The organism is Bacillus sp. FSL R5-0603 (genome assembly GCF_038050295.1).
Taxonomy (GTDB): domain Bacteria; phylum Bacillota; class Bacilli; order Bacillales; family Bacillaceae; genus Bacillus; species Bacillus subtilis.
The window spans coordinates 3,046,511-3,062,732 of record NZ_JBBOYP010000001.1 but is presented as its reverse complement, the minus strand read 5'-3'; the positions used below and the strand labels follow the sequence as shown (position 1 = coordinate 3,062,732).

Below are 16,222 nucleotides of genomic sequence, written 5' to 3'. Positions count from 1 at the left end.
TTCTTCTAATCTTCACTATGATAAGATAGAACTGCAAATTTTATTATAAGCGGTGATGAATATGGAAGAAAGTCAAGCGGTCAGGGAAATGATTAAGATCATTGCCAAATGGGACCCGTTTAAATATGGAGAAGAGTTTTACGAAACGGAGGCTGTTGATGTCGTGCAGGCAGTCTATGATGAAGACGATCCCGACGTGCTGGCGAAAAGCATTCAGCTTATATTTGAAACTTCTTTTGAACAAACGCTGCCGATCGACAGCTGCCGGGAAGTGGCTGGCCAGCTTTTATTCATTAAAAACAGCAGCTCTTGCACGCCTTAAAAAAACCGGTTCAGCACCGGTTTTTTCTATTTGATAAAATCAGCAATGTGTTCGGAAACAAGTTCAGGCCGTTCTTCAGGCACCAGATGTCCGGTCTGGCCAAGTGAGTACAGCACGGAATTAGGCAAATCCGCGTGCAGCCGTTTACCGATCTCCATTGGGACAATTCGATCCTCCTCGCCCCAAATCAATAGAGCAGGCTTGTTCATTTTCTTCAATTGCTCGGGTTCTAAATCTCCTTCTCTGTGGCGGATAAACCTTGTCATGGCTTTGAAAATCTGCTCGTCCTGAAACGGTCTGCCATAGCCGTCAATCATCTCCTCATCAATCAGCGATTTGTCATGCACCACATTTAATAGATTTTTCATCACGCCTTCTTTCGAGAGCCAGCGTTTGATGTAAAGATGAAAATACGGGATATGGGTCCCGAAAATGATCGTCGGGTGTGAACGTTTTAAATACCCTGAACTGCAAAGCAGCACAACCTTTGAAAAAAGCTCAGGTTTTTGGAGAGCAGCAGACAGCGATATCTGCCCGCCCATAGAATGCCCGACAAGCACAGCCTGTTTCACTTGCAAGTGCTCCAAAATCCCAATGACAAGCTTAGCAAGATTTTGATAGGTATAGATAAACGTTCTTGATTTTTCAGATTGGCCGAAAGGAGGCAAATCAAGCGCGATGATGTCGTACTTGTCCCGAAGGAGAGGAATTACTTTTCTGAAGCTGAATGCAGATGATAAAAAACCGTGTACGCAGACCAGCGTTTGCCTGCCGGGATTTTGATAATGTTCGTAGTATACATTGACTCCATCGACCGTAAACCGCCTTATTGGTGAAACCGCCTCCATTCTGTGTCACTCCCTTTTTTTGATGGTTGTATTATGCCCTGAAATTGTCAATTCTAGCGGAAGTTTCTCCTCGTTTTTTCTTAGCATTCGTCAAAAAACGTGATATAATGTCATGAGATTTCTTGACATTGCAAAGGTGTGAATCAAATGAAATTGACAGAAAAAGAAACAGAAATATTAGAAATTTTAGACGAAAACAGCCGCGCCGATTTAGAAACAATCGCAAAGATGGCGGGCATCCCTGTAAATGAAGTGAAAACAATTATTGACAAACTGGAGAAAGAAAAGGTTATTATCGATTATTCCGCTATGATTGATTGGCGAAAAGTAGACGGACATGAGGGCGTTACGGCCATGATCGACGTCAAAGTAACGCCGAAGCGGGGCGTCGGTTTCGATGAAGTGGCGGAACGGATTTACCGATTCCAAGAGGTTGAATCAGTTTACCTGATGTCAGGCGTATACGATTTGTCTGTCGTGATTCGCGGCAATTCGATGTCTGACGTAGCGCGTTTTGTTTCGGATAAACTGTCAACGCTTGATTCAGTTGTATCTACGACAACCCATTTTATCCTGAAAAAATACAAGCATGACGGCAAAGTGTTTGAAACAGGAGACGACGACAAAAGAATCGTGGTGTCACCGTAAATGACTTCGTATTTATCAGACTATGTACAACAAATAAAACCATCCGGCATCCGCAAATTCTTTGATTTGGCGGCAACGATGGAAGGCGTCATTTCTTTAGGCGTCGGCGAGCCTGATTTTGTTACCGCGTGGAATGTCCGCGAAGCAAGCATTCTCTCTCTTGAACAAGGATATACGTCATACACGGCAAATGCGGGTTTATACTCATTGCGGGAGGAAATCAGCCGTTATTTGAGCAACAGGTTTGACCTTGGCTACTCGCCAGATAATGAGCTGATTGTGACAGTGGGGGCAAGTCAGGCTTTGGATATTGCGATCCGCGCCATTGTGAATCCAGGTGAGGAAGTCATCATTCCTGAGCCGTGTTTTGTGGCGTATGATGCGCTTGTTTCTTTGGCAGGAGGTATCCCGGTTCACGTTCATACAACGGCAGACAAAGGATTTAAAGCAACGGCTGCTGATTTTGAAGCGGCAGTCACTGAAAAAACAAAGGCCATTCTCATCTGCTCACCATCGAATCCGACAGGTTCGGTTTATTCGAAGGAAGAGCTGAATGAGATTGCTGAGTTTGCCAAAAAACATGATGTCATCGTTTTAGCCGACGAGATCTACGCGGAGCTGACATATGATGAGGAATTTACAAGTATAGCGGCATTACCGGGAATGAAGGAACGGACGGTAGTCATCTCAGGCTTTTCAAAAGCATTTGCAATGACGGGCTGGAGGCTCGGTTTTGCCGCGGCACCATCCTTGCTTCGGGATGCAATGCTTAAAATTCATCAGTATGCGATGATGTGTGCGCCCGCAATGGCGCAGTTTGCCGCCCTTGAAGGCCTGAAGAACGGCATGGAAGACGTAGAAAAAATGAAAAAAAGCTATCGAAGAAGACGGAATCTGTTTGTAGAATCGCTCAATGAAATCGGTCTCAGCTGTCATCATCCGGGCGGCGCTTTCTATGCTTTTCCATCTATTAAAAGCACGGGAATGAGTTCAGAACAGTTTGCCGAGGAGCTACTGACGCAGGAAAAAGTGGCAGTTGTTCCTGGAAGTGTGTTTGGTCCGAGCGGTGAGGGATATATCCGTTGTTCATACGCCACCTCGATTGAACAGCTTCAAGAAGCGTTAGTCAGAATGAAACGCTTCCTGCACAAAACAACATAAAAAAAGATACGAACCTTTTGTTCGCATCCAATAAAAGGGGGGAATACTAGAAAGCCTTTGGTATTTTCAGTTTACCCCCTTTTTGCTGTGTATAAACCTGATTTTTTTATGAAAAAGTTTTCTTTGCGGAAATAAGACATGTGTGATATAATTTTAAATTGCGTATAAACAGATATTTAATTTAACTTAGGAGTTGTTATGAATGGCAGCAAAATTTGAAGTGGGCAGTGTTTACACTGGTAAAGTTACAGGATTACAAGCGTATGGTGCGTTTGTTGCATTAGATGAAGAAACTCAAGGTTTAGTACACATTTCTGAAGTGACTCACGGTTTCGTAAAAGATATCAACGAGCACCTTTCAGTTGGCGACGAAGTACAAGTAAAAGTACTTGCTGTTGATGAAGAAAAAGGCAAAATCAGCCTTTCAATTCGTGCGACACAAGCTGCGCCTGAGAAAAAAGAAAGCAAACCAAGAAAACCTAAAGCTGCTCAAGTAAGCGAAGAAGCTTCTACACCACAAGGTTTCAACACATTAAAAGATAAGCTTGAAGAGTGGATCGAAATGTCCAACCGCAAAGACCTTATCAAAAAATAAGCATGAAAAAAAGCACCGGACAGGAATGTTCGGTGCTTTTGATTTCATGCAAAATCCTATTTCAGCGTGATTGATATCCTATCGCATTTCAGGATTTGCTGCTTCTTCACGCGATCTTTCCTCGTTTGGCTTAAATAGCAGACCGAGGTTGATTAAGCCGGCGATTCCGACAAGTCCGTAAATGATTCGGGAAAGGGCTGACCCTTGGCCGCCGAAGATAGCCGCTACTAAGTCAAATTGGAAAAATCCGATCAGTCCCCAGTTAATGGCGCCAATGATGGTTAATACAAGACAAATTCTTTGAATGGTACTCATGTTTTGCAACCTCCTCCATGAATTATTAAAACAGTTATAGATTGTGACATATTGGAGAATCTATACATGCATTCTCCATATGAGGGAAGCTGGCCTGCCCTCGCTTATATCAGCTTCTTTCCCAGCATCCTGCAAAATAAAACCATCTGGTATGCTGATCGGTGAGAGCTGATTGCTTTACATGTGGTGAGGACATTCTGCATAATAAAAAATCTAAGGAGGAGATGTCATGCAAAACTTTACATACTGGAATCCGACCAAATTAATTTTCGGGCGCGGCGAAGTGGAAAGACTTCCGGAGGAACTCAAACCTTACGGAAAAAACGTATTGCTTGTGTACGGAGGCGGCAGCATTAAACGCAGCGGCCTGTATGATCAAGTGATTGAACAGCTGAATAAAGCCGGAGCGACCGTGCATGAATTAGCAGGTGTGGAACCGAATCCTCGTGTGTCGACTGTTAATAAAGGTGTTGCCATCTGTAAAGAACAAAACATTGATTTTTTGCTGGCTGTCGGAGGCGGAAGCGTAATCGACTGTACAAAAGCGATTGCCGCAGGAGCGAAGTATGATGGTGATGCGTGGGATATCGTTACGAAAAAGCATCAGCCAAAAGATGCTTTGCCATTCGGAACGGTATTGACTCTCGCTGCGACTGGTTCAGAAATGAACTCAGGATCTGTTATTACAAACTGGGAAACAAAAGAAAAATACGGCTGGGGCAGCCCGCTCGTATTCCCTAAATTCTCGATTCTTGATCCGGTGAATACATTCACCGTACCTAAAAACCACACGATCTACGGAATGGTTGACATGATGAGCCACGTATTCGAACAATACTTCCATCATGTATCAAATACGCCGTATCAGGACCGCATGTGTGAATCACTTCTGCGTACAGTCATTGAAACAGCGCCTAAGCTGATTAATGATCTCGAAAATTACGAATTGCGTGAGACAATCCTGTACACAGGAACAATCGCTTTAAACGGCATGCTTTCTATGGGGGCAAGAGGGGATTGGGCTACTCATAATATTGAACATGCAGTATCAGCCGTTTATGATATTCCGCATGCCGGCGGACTGGCAATTTTGTTCCCGAACTGGATGAGACACACATTGTCTGAAAACCCTGCCCGCATGAAACAGCTTGCAGTTCGCGTGTTTGATGTTGAAGAAGCAGGTAAAACAGATGAAGAAATCGCACTTGAAGGTATCGATAAGCTGTCCGCATTCTGGACAAGCCTTGGCGCTCCGAACCGTCTTGCTGATTATGATATTAATGATGAGCAGCTTGACACAATTGCTGACAAGGCAATGGCTAACGGTACATTCGGCCAATTTAAATCACTCAACAAAGAAGATGTGCTGTCAATTTTGAAAGCATCACTATAAAAAAAGGGGAAATAGCCGTTTGGCTGCTTCCCTTTTTCTTTTTGTCAACTTATGTTACAATGGAAAATCTGTTTTTTTACCAGCATCATTTGGAGGTTTTACTATGGAAAATTTCACTTATTATAATCCGACAAAGCTGATTTTTGGAAAAGGTCAGCTTGAACAATTAAGAAAAGAATTCAAACGATACGGCAAGAATGTACTGCTTGTTTACGGGGGCGGCAGCATTAAACGCAACGGCCTTTATGATCAAGTCACAAGCATTTTAAAGGAAGAGGGCGCTGTTGTTCATGAGCTGTCAGGTGTGGAGCCGAACCCGCGTCTTGCAACAGTGAAAAAAGGCATAGACCTTTGCAGAGAGCATGACATTGATTTTCTGCTTGCTGTCGGCGGAGGCAGTGTGATTGACTGTACAAAAGCAATCGCAGCTGGCGTCAAATACGATGGCGACGCTTGGGATATTTTCAGCAAAAAAGTAACAGCGGAGGATGCGCTGCCGTTTGGCACTGTTTTAACGCTTGCTGCAACAGGGTCTGAAATGAACCCTGATTCCGTGATTACAAACTGGGAAACAAACGAGAAATTTGTATGGGGCAGCAATGTCACTCATCCGCGTTTCTCTATTTTAGACCCTGAAAATACGTTCACCGTTCCAGAAAATCAAACAGTATACGGCATGGTTGACATGATGAGCCACGTATTCGAACAATACTTCCATAATGTTGAAAACACGCCGCTTCAGGATAGAATGTGCTTTGCTGTTTTGCAGACGGTCATCGAAACAGCTCCTAAGCTTCTTGAAGATCTGGAAAACTACGAACTTCGTGAAACGATTTTGTATGCTGGTACTATTGCTTTAAACGGCACGCTCCAAATGGGCTACTTCGGTGACTGGGCTTCTCATACAATGGAACACGCTGTTTCAGCTGTATATGATATTCCGCACGCGGGCGGTTTGGCGATACTGTTCCCAAACTGGATGAGATACACGCTTGATACAAATGTAGGCCGTTTTAAAAACCTTATGCTCAACATGTTTGACATTGATACTGAAGGCAAAACAGATAAAGAAATTGCGCTTGAAGGAATCGATAAACTGTCTGCATTCTGGACAAGCCTCGGTGCACCTTCTCGTCTTGCTGATTACAATATTGGAGAAGAAAAGCTTGAGCTGATTGCTGATATCGCAGCCAAGGAAATGGAACACGGCGGCTTCGGCAACTTCCAAAAACTGAATAAAGATGACGTGCTTGCCATCCTTCGCGCGTCTCTATAAACCCAAAGGGCGGAATCCAGTCATTCCGCCCTTTCTTCTTGACTTGATTTCAAAGATAAGTTCATATAAAGTGAAAGATGAAAACATTATACCGTTATGGAGGGACAAGCAATGACGCATGTACGCTTTGACTACTCAAAAGCGTTGACTTTCTTCAACGAACATGAACTTACATATCTGCGGGACTTTGTAAAAACAGCACACCATAATATCCATGAAAAAACAGGCGCAGGCAGCGATTTTCTAGGCTGGGTGGACCTCCCTGAACATTATGATAAAGAAGAATTCGCGCGCATCAAAAAAAGCGCGGAAAAAATCAAATCTGACTCTGATGTCTTGCTTGTTGTCGGCATTGGCGGTTCTTATCTTGGAGCGCGGGCAGCGATTGAAGCGCTGAATCACGCGTTTTATAACACTTTGCCAAAAGCAAAACGCGGCAATCCGCAAGTCATTTTTATCGGGAACAACATCAGTTCATCTTATATGAGAGACGTTATGGATCTTCTTGAAGATGTTGACTTCTCTATTAATGTCATTTCGAAATCAGGTACGACAACTGAACCTGCAATCGCTTTCCGTATTTTCCGCAAGCTTCTTGAAGAGAAATACGGTAAAGAAGAAGCGAAAGCGCGGATTTATGCAACAACTGATAAAGAGCGCGGCGCATTAAAAACGCTTTCTAACGAAGAAGGCTTCGAATCATTTGTTATACCTGACGATGTCGGCGGCCGTTATTCAGTTTTAACAGCTGTAGGTCTCTTGCCGATTGCTGTCAGCGGCGTCAACATTGATGACATGATGAAAGGCGCCCTGGATGCGAGCAAAGATTTTGCAACATCTGAACTGGAAGATAACCCAGCATACCAATATGCGGTTGTTCGCAATGTCCTTTATAATAAGGGCAAAACAATTGAAATGCTCATCAACTACGAACCGGCGCTTCAATACTTTGCGGAATGGTGGAAGCAGCTGTTCGGAGAAAGCGAAGGGAAAGATGAGAAGGGCATTTATCCTTCTTCAGCGAACTATTCAACAGACCTTCATTCTTTAGGCCAGTATGTACAAGAAGGCCGCAGAGATTTATTCGAAACGGTCCTGAACGTAGAGAAACCTAAACATGAACTGACAATTAAGGAAGCGGATAACGATCTTGACGGCTTGAACTATTTAGCCGGTAAAACTGTTGATTTCGTTAACAAGAAAGCATTCCAAGGCACGATGCTTGCCCATACAGACGGAAATGTTCCGAACTTAATCGTTAACATTCCTGAGCTGAATGCATATACTTTTGGATACCTTGTATATTTCTTCGAAAAAGCCTGCGCGATGAGCGGTTATCTCCTTGGCGTCAATCCGTTTGACCAGCCTGGTGTAGAAGCGTATAAAGTCAATATGTTTGCGTTACTCGGCAAACCTGGCTTTGAAGAGAAAAAAGCAGAGCTTGAAAAACGTCTGGAAGATTAATGTGAGAAAGCTGACTGGCATTTGCCGGTCGGCTTTTTATAAAATCAGAAAGGTGCTGATGTTCATGAAACAATTGGTTAAACATCTCATCATTGCCGGTTTTTCTGCAGCTATTTTAAGTTTCCTTATCTCCTTTGATGCCGTTTATACAGAGTTTTCTTCAAGCTTTGGCGGCACGCTGTCACATGTTTTCATCCACGCCTTTCTTCTCATTGGTTTGCCGCTTGCCCTTTTTACCGATGCGGTACATCGGATTTTGCATTTAAAACGAACCCATACTCTTTTCACTAAATTAGGACTCTATGCAACGGTTGTTTATGTGTCTTGGGATTCAGCTGCATGGCTTGCAGCGGCAATGGCTGTTTACTTCTTAATTGAATGCGCTTTCTTTTTTGTTGGCCGCGCGAAAGAAACAACGATTTCCATGTAGTGCGCCTCTGAATGAAGTCTTGTTCGGCAGGACAGGATAAGTGAAAAAAGGGGCATTCTGATGATACCAATACCTTCCGCGATAGATGGGCAGTCTTTTCTGCTTCAAGAACTGGAACAAGTGATGAAGCCGCTCGGTTATGTGATAAACGGCGGCTGGGAATACGATCATGGCTACTTTGATTATAAAATTGATGATAGAGACGGCTATTTATTTTTAAGAATTCCCGTCAATGCGGTGCAGGGCAGTCTCGATGAACGAGGGGCGGCCGTCCGGATCGGAACGCCGTTTATGCTGAGACAGGTGTTTCAGGCGGATGTTGACGATCACGCCGAGGGAGGGCCTTTCCAATCACTGTTTAATCAATTTTCCGAACCGGAAAGGCGGGACGCGGAAATTGATCCGGCATTTTTGGATATCGGCGCCTCTCTCGTGAAAGAATTGGAGGATGTTCTGTTACACTAGATGGCAAGGAATTGGTCTGTTTCGAGCACCTTGTATGTAAGAGGAGGGGAAATCATCGGCCCCTCCTCTTTTTGTACGCCTATAATTGTTGTGTTGTGATCAAGGAAATAGAGAACACAGGTTTTGTAAGCCGCTCCCTTTAGTTCGTCAGGAACAGCAAGAAGCTCCACATGCTGATCAAGTGTCAGCTTGATTCCGTTCTGCTGTTTAGACGGCCGTAACTTAACTTGGTAATGCTGCAGCATCGCCCGGCTGATAAATTCTGAAGTTCCGATGATTTGGTTTGCGCCTGCCCGCTCTGCATTGGTGACAAAACGGTCAGTCAAAATCTCGACGATGCAGTAAGCAAGGGGATTAAGCCCTTTAACAGATAAAAGAGTCAGCACTGACAGCATATCAGCATCAGTTTCACTTTTATACTGATCGGCAGTAATCATCACTGATTCCGCTTCAGTAATATTGGCCCGTTTCAGTGTCCCATCATCGGCAGCGTGCCCGCGTATGAAATGAACGTTTTCAATAAGCGGGCCTTCTGTTAAGGATTCATCGATTAGTACGACTGTTTTGGAAGGGGCGGCAAGCTGAAGGTCTTTCAAAAGCCGGTTTGTTTTTTCATTCCACCCGATCAGAATGATGTGGTCCCGGCCTTTGTAAGCAACTTTTCCTTCGATGTAGCGATGCTGTCTGCTGAATGCGGCCGCTGATAACGTAGCGAAATACGCTGTGACAAAGCTTGCTCCGCTCAAAATCAGCAGTATTCCGGCTGCCTGTCCCAGCGGCGTGTGCGGCACATAGTCTCCATAACCGACTGTCGAAACCGTAACGACAGCCCACCAAATGCCTTCGAATACCGAAGTGAACTGCTTAGGCTCAAGTATATAAATGATTTGGCCGAACAAAAGAATCAGACATAAAATAATAACCCCGATTCGGATAAATAACGGCCACCTGAGCCATGAAATAAATATCCGATTTGATTTCATTCTTTTTCTCCTTCTTCAGATACTGAGATGGATAAAATCTGTTTAATAATTGTATTTAATTTCTCATTTAGCTTTTCCTGGCCGTACTTATCTCGGGCATGCTTCATTAACTCGGCTGTATCATCATCAAGCTGAATAAGCGGTTCATCAATTTCCGATTCATTATACAGCTGGATAAACGCGTCCAGTCCTTCATTCATTCGGTCGATTGCTGTGCTCAGCTGTTCCTTTTCCTCACTCGTCACTTTCATAGCTTCCATCACACCCGTGCTTTTTTCTAACAGTATGTCCCACTTCCGGTGATGTTTTTCAAAAAATGTACAAAACATATAAAACCGGATTTCTCCATAAACTAAAACAAAAAGGATGAAAAAGATGACGATCTTTCAAAGAACGATCGTGGTTTTGATCGGTACGCAGCTGGCGGCATCTGGAGTGATTTTGTTTATTTTCGATTTGAATTCCTATAATCACTTTTCCGGCAGCTTCTCTTGGCTTCATTTTCTGAAAGAGCTGGCCGGCAGCTTCACCTTTTATTTGTTTTCAGCCGGTTTGTTCTTTTTGCTGATTGGATTGTGTGCTCCAAGCCGGAAGAAAAAGCGCATTTCTGTACACGGGAAAGAAAACTCATTAAAATAATCGTAATAGAGAAATGATCATGGAAAAAGGATGATGAAAAAATGCTGTTTATATTTTTAACAATAGCCGCATTGGGATTGTCGTTTTGGGCACAATTTAAAGTAAAGAGCAACTTTGAAAAATATTCAAAAGTGGAAGCCTCAAGCGGACGTACAGGGGCAGAAACGGCAAGACGGATTTTAGATATAAACGGTCTTTACGACGTGCCGGTCGAACCGGTAAGAGGCACTTTAACAGACCATTACGACCCGACAAGACGGGTGGTGCGTTTATCTGAGCCGGTCTATTACGGCCGCTCAATTTCCGCCATATCCGTAGCTTCCCATGAAGTCGGACATGCCTTGCAGCATCAGGAGTCATATGGTGCGCTTGTGCTGAGACATAAAATCTTCCCAGTCGTGAATTTTGCATCCGGTGTAGCTCCTTTGCTTTTCTTAGGAGGCATGCTTCTTGGCAGCCTGAATTTGATCGGGCTTGGCATCATACTGTTTTCAGCAGCTGTCTTTTTCCAGCTGATTACATTGCCTGTCGAATTCAATGCAAGTTCACGTGCGAAGCAGATTATTGTGTCAGAAGGATTCATCCGAAACAATGAAGAAAATGGGGTAAATAAAGTGCTGAGTGCTGCTGCCTTAACGTATGTGGCCGCCGCCCTGGTTTCCCTGTTTGAACTACTTCGTTTTGTGATGATTTTCTTAAACGGTCGTGATGAGAATTAACGTTAAGGAGGTGGCCCCTTACCATTTATGGTAAGGGCTTTTTTTGCTTATTTTACAATTGATCGCCATTTTTGTTTTGATTGGCATTACGGCTGTTTTCGTTGCAGCGGAATTTGCGATCGTCAAAATCAGAGGTTCAAAAATCAATCAGCTCATCGAAAGCGGTGACAGCCGAGCACTGGCCGCACATAAAATCATCTCCAATCTTGACGAGTATTTATCAGCCTGCCAGCTCGGGATTACGATTACAGCCCTCGGCCTTGGATGGCTTGGTGAACCTACATTTGAACGTTTTCTTCATCCCTTATTTACAATGACAGGCATGCCGGAACCGTTTAACCACATTGTCACATTTGTAGTTGCATTTATCATCGTCACTTTTTTGCATGTGGTGATGGGGGAGCTTGCCCCAAAAACGGTTTCTATTCAAAAAGCTGAAGCTGTAAGCTTATGGATTGCAAAGCCGCTGATCTGGTTTTATAAAATCACGTACCCGTTTATTAAAGCATTAAACGGCTCTGCAAGCTTTCTTGTGAAATTGTTTGGCTTTCATTCAGTAAAGGAGCATGAGGTTGTCATCAGCGAAGAGGAACTAAGGCTGATCCTTTCTGAAAGCTATGAAAAGGGAGAAATCAATCAGTCTGAATTCCGCTATGTAAATAAGATTTTTGAATTTGACAACCGGGTAGCGAGAGAGATTATGATTCCGCGGACAGAAATTGCGGTTATCTCTCTGGAGCAGTCGCTTGAAGAGGCGATTCATCACATCATTAATGAACGGTATACGCGCTACCCTGTCATCAAAGATGACAAGGATCATATTTTAGGGATCATCAACAGCAAAGATATGTTTAAAGCTTATTTTCTCGGCCAGCCGATAAAGCTGAATCAAATCATGAGGCCCGTTATCAGAGTCATTGAAAGCATTCCTGTTCAGCAGCTTTTAATCCGCATGCAGAAGGAGCGGATTCACATGGCGATTCTCGTAGATGAATACGGGGGAACGGCGGGGCTTGTCACTGTAGAGGATATTATAGAGGAAATCGTCGGGGAAATCCGCGATGAGTATGATCAGGATGAAACACCGCACATCCTGAAAAAGGGCGAGCACCATTATGTGATGGATGGAAAAGCGCTAATAGACGAAGTGAATGACCTTCTCGACATTGCGATTGAAAATGAAGAAATTGATACGATTGCAGGCTGGCTTCTAACGCAAAAAATGGAGCTGAAAGCAGGAGATGTGATACACGCGGAGGGCTGTGAATTTAAAATCCTCGACGCCGAAGATCATCACATCCGTTTTGTAGAAATTAAAAAAACTGATTTTTGATAAAAAACAGCCGGGGAACGAACGGCTGTTTTTTGTGTCATCAAGTCATTTCTTAAAAAGCAATGCTGTGAAGCCTTTTTTCTACATAGGATATATAAGACCGGTACACTGGGAAGGAGTGGCTGTATGAAAAAGGCTTGGTGGAAGGAAGCCGTTGTTTACCAAATTTACCCCCGCAGTTTTAAAGATTCAAATGGCGACGGAATTGGGGATATTCAAGGAATCAGATCCAAGCTTTCTTACATAAAAGAGCTGGGCGCTGACGTCATATGGATTTGCCCGCTGTATGACTCACCGAATGCTGATAATGGCTATGATATCCGGGATTATCAAAACATATTAAGCGAGTTTGGCACCATGGAAGATTTTGATGAACTGCTTGGTGACATTCATGATCTGGGGATGAAGCTGATTATGGATCTCGTTGTGAACCACACAAGCGACGAACATCCATGGTTCATAGAATCCCGTTCATCCATACACTCGGAAAAGCGCGACTGGTATATTTGGAAAGACGGCAAAAACGGAAAAGCGCCCAACAATTGGGAAAGCATTTTCGGCGGGCCGGCTTGGGAGTATGATCAAAAGACAAGCCAGTATTATCTGCACCTTTTTGATAAAAAACAGCCTGATTTGAATTGGGAAAATGAACAGGTGAGGAATGCCGTTTATGACATGATCAATTGGTGGCTTGATAAAGGAATTGACGGATTTCGGGTGGATGCCATTACGCATATTAAGAAAAAAGAAGGGTTTCCCGACATGCCGAATCCAAAGGGACTGGACTATGTCCCTTCCTTTCCTTATCATATGAATGCTGACGGCATTATGGATTTGTTAACAGAGCTGAAGGAAAACACATTTTCCCGCTATCCGATTATGACAGTTGGTGAAGCAAACGGCGTCGCTGCAAAAGAAGCAGCTGATTGGGCTGGAGAAAAAAACGGCATATTCAGCATGATTTTTCAATTTGAGCATCTCGGCCTGTGGGATGTAGAGATCAATGAAAGTATTGATATCGTTGCATTTAAACGAATTTTAACTGACTGGCAGGACAGTCTGGAAGGGATCGGCTGGAATGCTTTGTTTATGGAGAATCATGACCAGCCCCGTTCAGTTTCTTTGTGGGGAGACGACGGAGTGTACCTGAAAGAAAGTGCAAAAGCGCTTTCCGCTGTTTATTTTCTCATGAAAGGCACACCGTTTATTTATCAGGGACAGGAACTCGGGATGACGAACGTGGCTTTTCCATCTATTGATGACTATGATGATGTCGCGATGAAACGCCTGTATGAAACAAAAACAGCGAAAGGCACGTCACACGAGGATGTGATGAAGATTGTCTGGAAAAAGGGAAGAGACAATTCGCGAACGCCGATGCAATGGAATGCTGGTCCATACGCCGGATTTTCTGAGGCCAAACCGTGGATCGGAATCAATGAGAATTACAAATGGCTGAATGCCGAGGCGCAAAAAAACGATAAAACATCCGTTTACCATTTTTACAAAAGCTTGATCAAGCAGCGCCAAACATATGATGTTTTTATTAACGGGACATACGAGCTCATTTTACCGGAAGATCAGCAAATCTTTGCATATCTTCGGAAAAACGAGAGCCATACTGCACTGATTGCGGCCAATCTGACAGGAACACCGGCGTTGTTCAAGCACTCTGGATTGCCATTGTCATCAGATGCACTCGTCTTGTCAAATAATGAAACAGAGCCGCACAAGCATATGACATCAGTACTCTTAAAGCCGTATGAAGCAAGAATATATCTATGGTGCTAAACTCCAGCCTTAGACTGGAGTTTTTTTGTTTTATCGGGTTTATGAGAGCGGTTTAACAGGAAAAAAAAGAACACAGAACGAATTAAGCGATGAGAGCGGACAAACGAAAGGAGAAACAAATGCTGAAAACACTGCAAGTCAAAACAACCAAACGAGATGAAATGATTGATATCACCCGGGAGGTGGAAGCGTTTCTTCAAGAAACAGGTATAACGAGCGGCGCAGCGCTGATTTACTGTCCGCATACGACTGCGGGCATTACAATTAATGAAAATGCTGATCCGGACGTCAAAAAAGATATGCTCAGAAGGTTTGATGAGGTATATCCGTGGGAACATGAGCTGGACCGCCATATGGAGGGCAATACAGCCGCACACATGAAGTCGAGTACAGTCGGAGCTTCACAGCATGTCATTGTGGAAAACGGCCGGCTCATTCTTGGAACGTGGCAGGGCATTTATTTCTGCGAATTTGACGGCCCTCGCACCCGGACATGCTATATCAAAATAATGGGATAATAGGCTGTTTTTTGACAAAAGCATGATCGCTGAACAAGCGCCAATAGCCGGAGGGCTTGTCACACCCGCCCCGGCTGCCGCATTATCGAAGAAGGCGCGCTTGGCATTCGGCTATCTCAGTCACGACATGTTCGAAAAGCGAAAAGCTAATCCATATGCGAAATAAAAAAAGGAAAGCCTTGAATGAGGGATAGTCAATCAATGGATGTAAACGTACCGAGCTTTGCCGAACGTAACTTGATAAACTGAGGTGACAGATATGAACATTCTTCAATATTCTTATAAAAAAAGAGGGAAAATTGAGTTTGTATTCGAAGGCTGGCCTCACTCAAAAGTTACAATGGTTCCTATCAAAGGCTACTATTTTGTCCGCTTTATCAAATGGAGCAGCCAGGATCCAATCGTGACAAGAAATGACCTTGAAAAAATGGAGTGGGCTGCGAACCAATACTTCGGCACAGCCCCCTTCTATCGAAAACGAAAGGCATTTGAAACCCCATCGTCCGGAAAATAGGCGATGGGGCTTTTTAGCGGACGATGCGGAAAAGAGACGGAACATCCAGTCTGGTCGCCTGAGACAGAAGGTAGGCTGACTGTAACGCTCCTTTTTTCCTAAAAGAATTCAGCTTATCAATAATTTGCTGTCCGTTTAAGATTCCAAGACCATGGGCAAAATATTTATCTTCCCCCAGTAAAATCACATTTTCGCCTCTCCATTGCGCCTTTTGCGGATCAAATTCAGGATTCTTAAAATACAAACAATCTCCAAGGAAAAAGTGGTGTCCTGTTTCCGTATATATCGGCAATTTCTCATAATGCCAGTCATATAAAATAATTCTGTCAAAGCTGGCATTGAATTTATCTTCTCCGATTGTATCGATTAAGGCCAAGTAATAAATGATAACGATTGCGGTTGCGCATTCAAACGCATAAAACGGGCCGTTCTCAGCAATGTCACGAATCGCTTTTGAAGGCGGCATTCTGTATTTCAGCTCCAAGGCGCCCTCCGGTGAAACCCTCCAATACGTTGTATTCCCGTATGTTTTTAAAAAAGTGGCAAACTTCGCCCCGCTTTTGTGCAGCGTCTTTGCCGCTGCTACAATATTCATCCGCAGCTTAAGCTCAAACATCAGTTCAGCAATTGAATGATAATCAAACTGAACAGGCGTCTCAATCATCTCTTTTAACAGCGGATTCAGATTTTGCTCAATCTGCCAATTTTCAATATCCTGGGGACGGAGCAATTGTCCTGATACAATAATCATGTTTAGCCCCCCTTGTTTTTTATAAGATATGCAAAGGGCTTGGGCAATGAAAGTTAA

21 protein-coding genes are annotated in these 16,222 nt (G+C 43.7%); 16 read left to right on the top strand and 5 right to left on the bottom strand.

The window, feature by feature from the left end; translation table 11 throughout:
- Positions 1 to 61: 61 nt before the first annotated feature.
- Positions 62 to 322 (top strand): YugE family protein, encoded by a 261-nt coding sequence (locus NYE56_RS15855; protein ID WP_326208160.1) that lies wholly within the window; start codon positions 62 to 64, stop codon positions 320 to 322.
- A 26-nt stretch (positions 323 to 348) separates the two neighbouring features.
- Here NYE56_RS15855 and NYE56_RS15850 read toward each other — a convergent pair whose 3' ends face one another.
- Positions 349 to 1,170 carry an alpha/beta fold hydrolase gene (locus NYE56_RS15850; RefSeq protein WP_122894649.1) on the bottom strand — a complete coding sequence of 274 codons (822 nt, stop codon included), beginning with the start codon at positions 1,168 to 1,170 and terminating at the stop codon, positions 349 to 351.
- A gap of 147 nt (positions 1,171 to 1,317) precedes the next feature.
- Here NYE56_RS15850 and NYE56_RS15845 point away from each other — a divergent pair, with 147 nt between their 5' ends.
- The 3 genes from NYE56_RS15845 (at position 1,318) to yugI (ending at position 3,574) form a co-directional block, all read left to right on the top strand.
- On the top strand, positions 1,318 to 1,818 hold the full coding sequence (locus NYE56_RS15845) for an Lrp/AsnC family transcriptional regulator (protein WP_009968070.1): 501 nt from the start codon (positions 1,318 to 1,320) through the stop codon (positions 1,816 to 1,818).
- Entirely contained in the window at positions 1,819 to 2,979 is a 1,161-nt protein-coding gene (locus NYE56_RS15840; protein WP_335449418.1) for an aminotransferase, read from the top strand.
- Positions 2,980 to 3,181: 202 nt separating this feature from the next.
- A complete protein-coding gene (gene yugI / locus NYE56_RS15835; protein WP_003228864.1) occupies positions 3,182 to 3,574 on the top strand; it encodes a S1 domain-containing post-transcriptional regulator GSP13 in 393 nt (130 codons plus the stop codon).
- 78 nt (positions 3,575 to 3,652) lie between these two features.
- Here the strand turns inward: yugI and NYE56_RS15830 are convergent, their stop codons facing one another.
- Positions 3,653 to 3,889 carry a DUF378 domain-containing protein gene (locus NYE56_RS15830; protein ID WP_003220771.1) on the bottom strand — a complete coding sequence of 79 codons (237 nt, stop codon included), beginning with the start codon at positions 3,887 to 3,889 and terminating at the stop codon, positions 3,653 to 3,655.
- A gap of 229 nt (positions 3,890 to 4,118) precedes the next feature.
- On the opposite strand from NYE56_RS15830, the gene NYE56_RS15825 reads away from it, so the two are divergent.
- From NYE56_RS15825 to NYE56_RS15805, 5 genes are all read left to right on the top strand, one after another.
- The gene (locus tag NYE56_RS15825) at positions 4,119 to 5,282 is read left to right on the top strand and encodes an iron-containing alcohol dehydrogenase (RefSeq protein WP_003228869.1); all 1,164 of its coding nucleotides are present in this window, start codon (positions 4,119 to 4,121) and stop codon (positions 5,280 to 5,282) included.
- A gap of 103 nt (positions 5,283 to 5,385) precedes the next feature.
- On the top strand, positions 5,386 to 6,558 hold the full coding sequence (locus tag NYE56_RS15820) for an iron-containing alcohol dehydrogenase (protein ID WP_341284081.1): 1,173 nt from the start codon (positions 5,386 to 5,388) through the stop codon (positions 6,556 to 6,558).
- 111 nt (positions 6,559 to 6,669) lie between these two features.
- On the top strand, positions 6,670 to 8,022 hold the full coding sequence (locus NYE56_RS15815) for a glucose-6-phosphate isomerase (RefSeq protein WP_341284080.1): 1,353 nt from the start codon (positions 6,670 to 6,672) through the stop codon (positions 8,020 to 8,022).
- A gap of 58 nt (positions 8,023 to 8,080) precedes the next feature.
- The gene (locus tag NYE56_RS15810; protein ID WP_341284402.1) at positions 8,081 to 8,452 is read left to right on the top strand and encodes a hypothetical protein; all 372 of its coding nucleotides are present in this window, start codon (positions 8,081 to 8,083) and stop codon (positions 8,450 to 8,452) included.
- A gap of 60 nt (positions 8,453 to 8,512) precedes the next feature.
- On the top strand, positions 8,513 to 8,917 hold the full coding sequence (locus NYE56_RS15805) for a YugN-like family protein (protein WP_003228878.1): 405 nt from the start codon (positions 8,513 to 8,515) through the stop codon (positions 8,915 to 8,917).
- Here the strand turns inward: NYE56_RS15805 and kbfO are convergent.
- Complete coding sequence (gene kbfO / locus NYE56_RS15800; protein WP_015384493.1) at positions 8,914 to 9,900, bottom strand: potassium channel protein KbfO; 987 nt, start codon at positions 9,898 to 9,900, stop codon at positions 8,914 to 8,916. The two genes, NYE56_RS15805 and kbfO, sit on opposite strands and share 4 nt — an antisense overlap.
- Positions 9,897 to 10,229, bottom strand: a complete 333-nt coding sequence (mstX, locus tag NYE56_RS15795; RefSeq protein WP_341284079.1) for a biofilm formation protein MstX — start codon at positions 10,227 to 10,229, stop codon at positions 9,897 to 9,899. The genes kbfO and mstX overlap by 4 nt, the downstream gene beginning before the upstream one ends.
- A 46-nt stretch (positions 10,230 to 10,275) precedes the next feature.
- On the opposite strand from mstX, the gene NYE56_RS15790 reads away from it, so the two are divergent.
- From NYE56_RS15790 to NYE56_RS15760, 7 genes are all read left to right on the top strand, one after another.
- A complete protein-coding gene (locus NYE56_RS15790) occupies positions 10,276 to 10,539 on the top strand; it encodes a hypothetical protein (protein ID WP_341284078.1) in 264 nt (87 codons plus the stop codon).
- Positions 10,540 to 10,580: 41 nt separating this feature from the next.
- Positions 10,581 to 11,258: a zinc metallopeptidase gene (locus NYE56_RS15785; protein ID WP_003228889.1), complete on the top strand. Its 678-nt coding sequence runs from the start codon at positions 10,581 to 10,583 to the stop codon at positions 11,256 to 11,258.
- A gap of 43 nt (positions 11,259 to 11,301) precedes the next feature.
- Positions 11,302 to 12,591, top strand: coding sequence for a hemolysin family protein (locus NYE56_RS15780; protein WP_038828450.1), 1,290 nt, complete (start codon positions 11,302 to 11,304; stop codon positions 12,589 to 12,591).
- A 126-nt stretch (positions 12,592 to 12,717) separates the two neighbouring features.
- Positions 12,718 to 14,382, top strand: coding sequence for a glycoside hydrolase family 13 protein (locus NYE56_RS15775; protein WP_341284077.1), 1,665 nt, complete (start codon positions 12,718 to 12,720; stop codon positions 14,380 to 14,382).
- A 25-nt stretch (positions 14,383 to 14,407) separates the two neighbouring features.
- The gene (locus NYE56_RS15770; protein ID WP_249852262.1) at positions 14,408 to 14,542 is read left to right on the top strand and encodes a hypothetical protein; all 135 of its coding nucleotides are present in this window, start codon (positions 14,408 to 14,410) and stop codon (positions 14,540 to 14,542) included.
- Positions 14,502 to 14,900, top strand: a complete 399-nt coding sequence (locus NYE56_RS15765; RefSeq protein WP_335449411.1) for a secondary thiamine-phosphate synthase enzyme YjbQ — start codon at positions 14,502 to 14,504, stop codon at positions 14,898 to 14,900. The genes NYE56_RS15770 and NYE56_RS15765 overlap by 41 nt, the downstream gene beginning before the upstream one ends.
- 259 nt (positions 14,901 to 15,159) lie before the next feature.
- Positions 15,160 to 15,414, top strand: coding sequence for a hypothetical protein (locus NYE56_RS15760; protein ID WP_003244393.1), 255 nt, complete (start codon positions 15,160 to 15,162; stop codon positions 15,412 to 15,414).
- Between the two features lie 13 nt (positions 15,415 to 15,427).
- Here NYE56_RS15760 and NYE56_RS15755 read toward each other — a convergent pair whose 3' ends face one another.
- Positions 15,428 to 16,165, bottom strand: coding sequence for a protein-glutamine gamma-glutamyltransferase (locus NYE56_RS15755; RefSeq protein WP_335449407.1), 738 nt, complete (start codon positions 16,163 to 16,165; stop codon positions 15,428 to 15,430).
- Between the last annotated feature and the right edge of the window lie 57 nt (positions 16,166 to 16,222).

Coding starts and splice junctions, on each gene's coding strand:
- NYE56_RS15755 (WP_335449407.1), bottom strand. CDS start 16,165: ATGATTATTGTATCAGGACAATTGCTCCGTCCCCAGGATATTGAAAAT.
- NYE56_RS15825 (WP_003228869.1), top strand. CDS start 4,119: ATGCAAAACTTTACATACTGGAATCCGACCAAATTAATTTTCGGGCGC.
- NYE56_RS15805 (WP_003228878.1), top strand. CDS start 8,513: ATGATACCAATACCTTCCGCGATAGATGGGCAGTCTTTTCTGCTTCAA.
- NYE56_RS15790 (WP_341284078.1), top strand. CDS start 10,276: ATGACGATCTTTCAAAGAACGATCGTGGTTTTGATCGGTACGCAGCTG.
- NYE56_RS15855 (WP_326208160.1), top strand. CDS start 62: ATGGAAGAAAGTCAAGCGGTCAGGGAAATGATTAAGATCATTGCCAAA.
- NYE56_RS15830 (WP_003220771.1), bottom strand. CDS start 3,889: ATGAGTACCATTCAAAGAATTTGTCTTGTATTAACCATCATTGGCGCC.
- NYE56_RS15850 (WP_122894649.1), bottom strand. CDS start 1,170: ATGGAGGCGGTTTCACCAATAAGGCGGTTTACGGTCGATGGAGTCAAT.
- kbfO (WP_015384493.1), bottom strand. CDS start 9,900: ATGAAATCAAATCGGATATTTATTTCATGGCTCAGGTGGCCGTTATTT.
- NYE56_RS15765 (WP_335449411.1), top strand. CDS start 14,502: ATGCTGAAAACACTGCAAGTCAAAACAACCAAACGAGATGAAATGATT.
- NYE56_RS15810 (WP_341284402.1), top strand. CDS start 8,081: ATGTTCATGAAACAATTGGTTAAACATCTCATCATTGCCGGTTTTTCT.
- NYE56_RS15815 (WP_341284080.1), top strand. CDS start 6,670: ATGACGCATGTACGCTTTGACTACTCAAAAGCGTTGACTTTCTTCAAC.
- NYE56_RS15775 (WP_341284077.1), top strand. CDS start 12,718: ATGAAAAAGGCTTGGTGGAAGGAAGCCGTTGTTTACCAAATTTACCCC.
- NYE56_RS15760 (WP_003244393.1), top strand. CDS start 15,160: ATGAACATTCTTCAATATTCTTATAAAAAAAGAGGGAAAATTGAGTTT.
- NYE56_RS15820 (WP_341284081.1), top strand. CDS start 5,386: ATGGAAAATTTCACTTATTATAATCCGACAAAGCTGATTTTTGGAAAA.
- yugI (WP_003228864.1), top strand. CDS start 3,182: ATGGCAGCAAAATTTGAAGTGGGCAGTGTTTACACTGGTAAAGTTACA.
- mstX (WP_341284079.1), bottom strand. CDS start 10,229: ATGTTTTGTACATTTTTTGAAAAACATCACCGGAAGTGGGACATACTG.
- NYE56_RS15785 (WP_003228889.1), top strand. CDS start 10,581: ATGCTGTTTATATTTTTAACAATAGCCGCATTGGGATTGTCGTTTTGG.
- NYE56_RS15840 (WP_335449418.1), top strand. CDS start 1,819: ATGACTTCGTATTTATCAGACTATGTACAACAAATAAAACCATCCGGC.
- NYE56_RS15845 (WP_009968070.1), top strand. CDS start 1,318: ATGAAATTGACAGAAAAAGAAACAGAAATATTAGAAATTTTAGACGAA.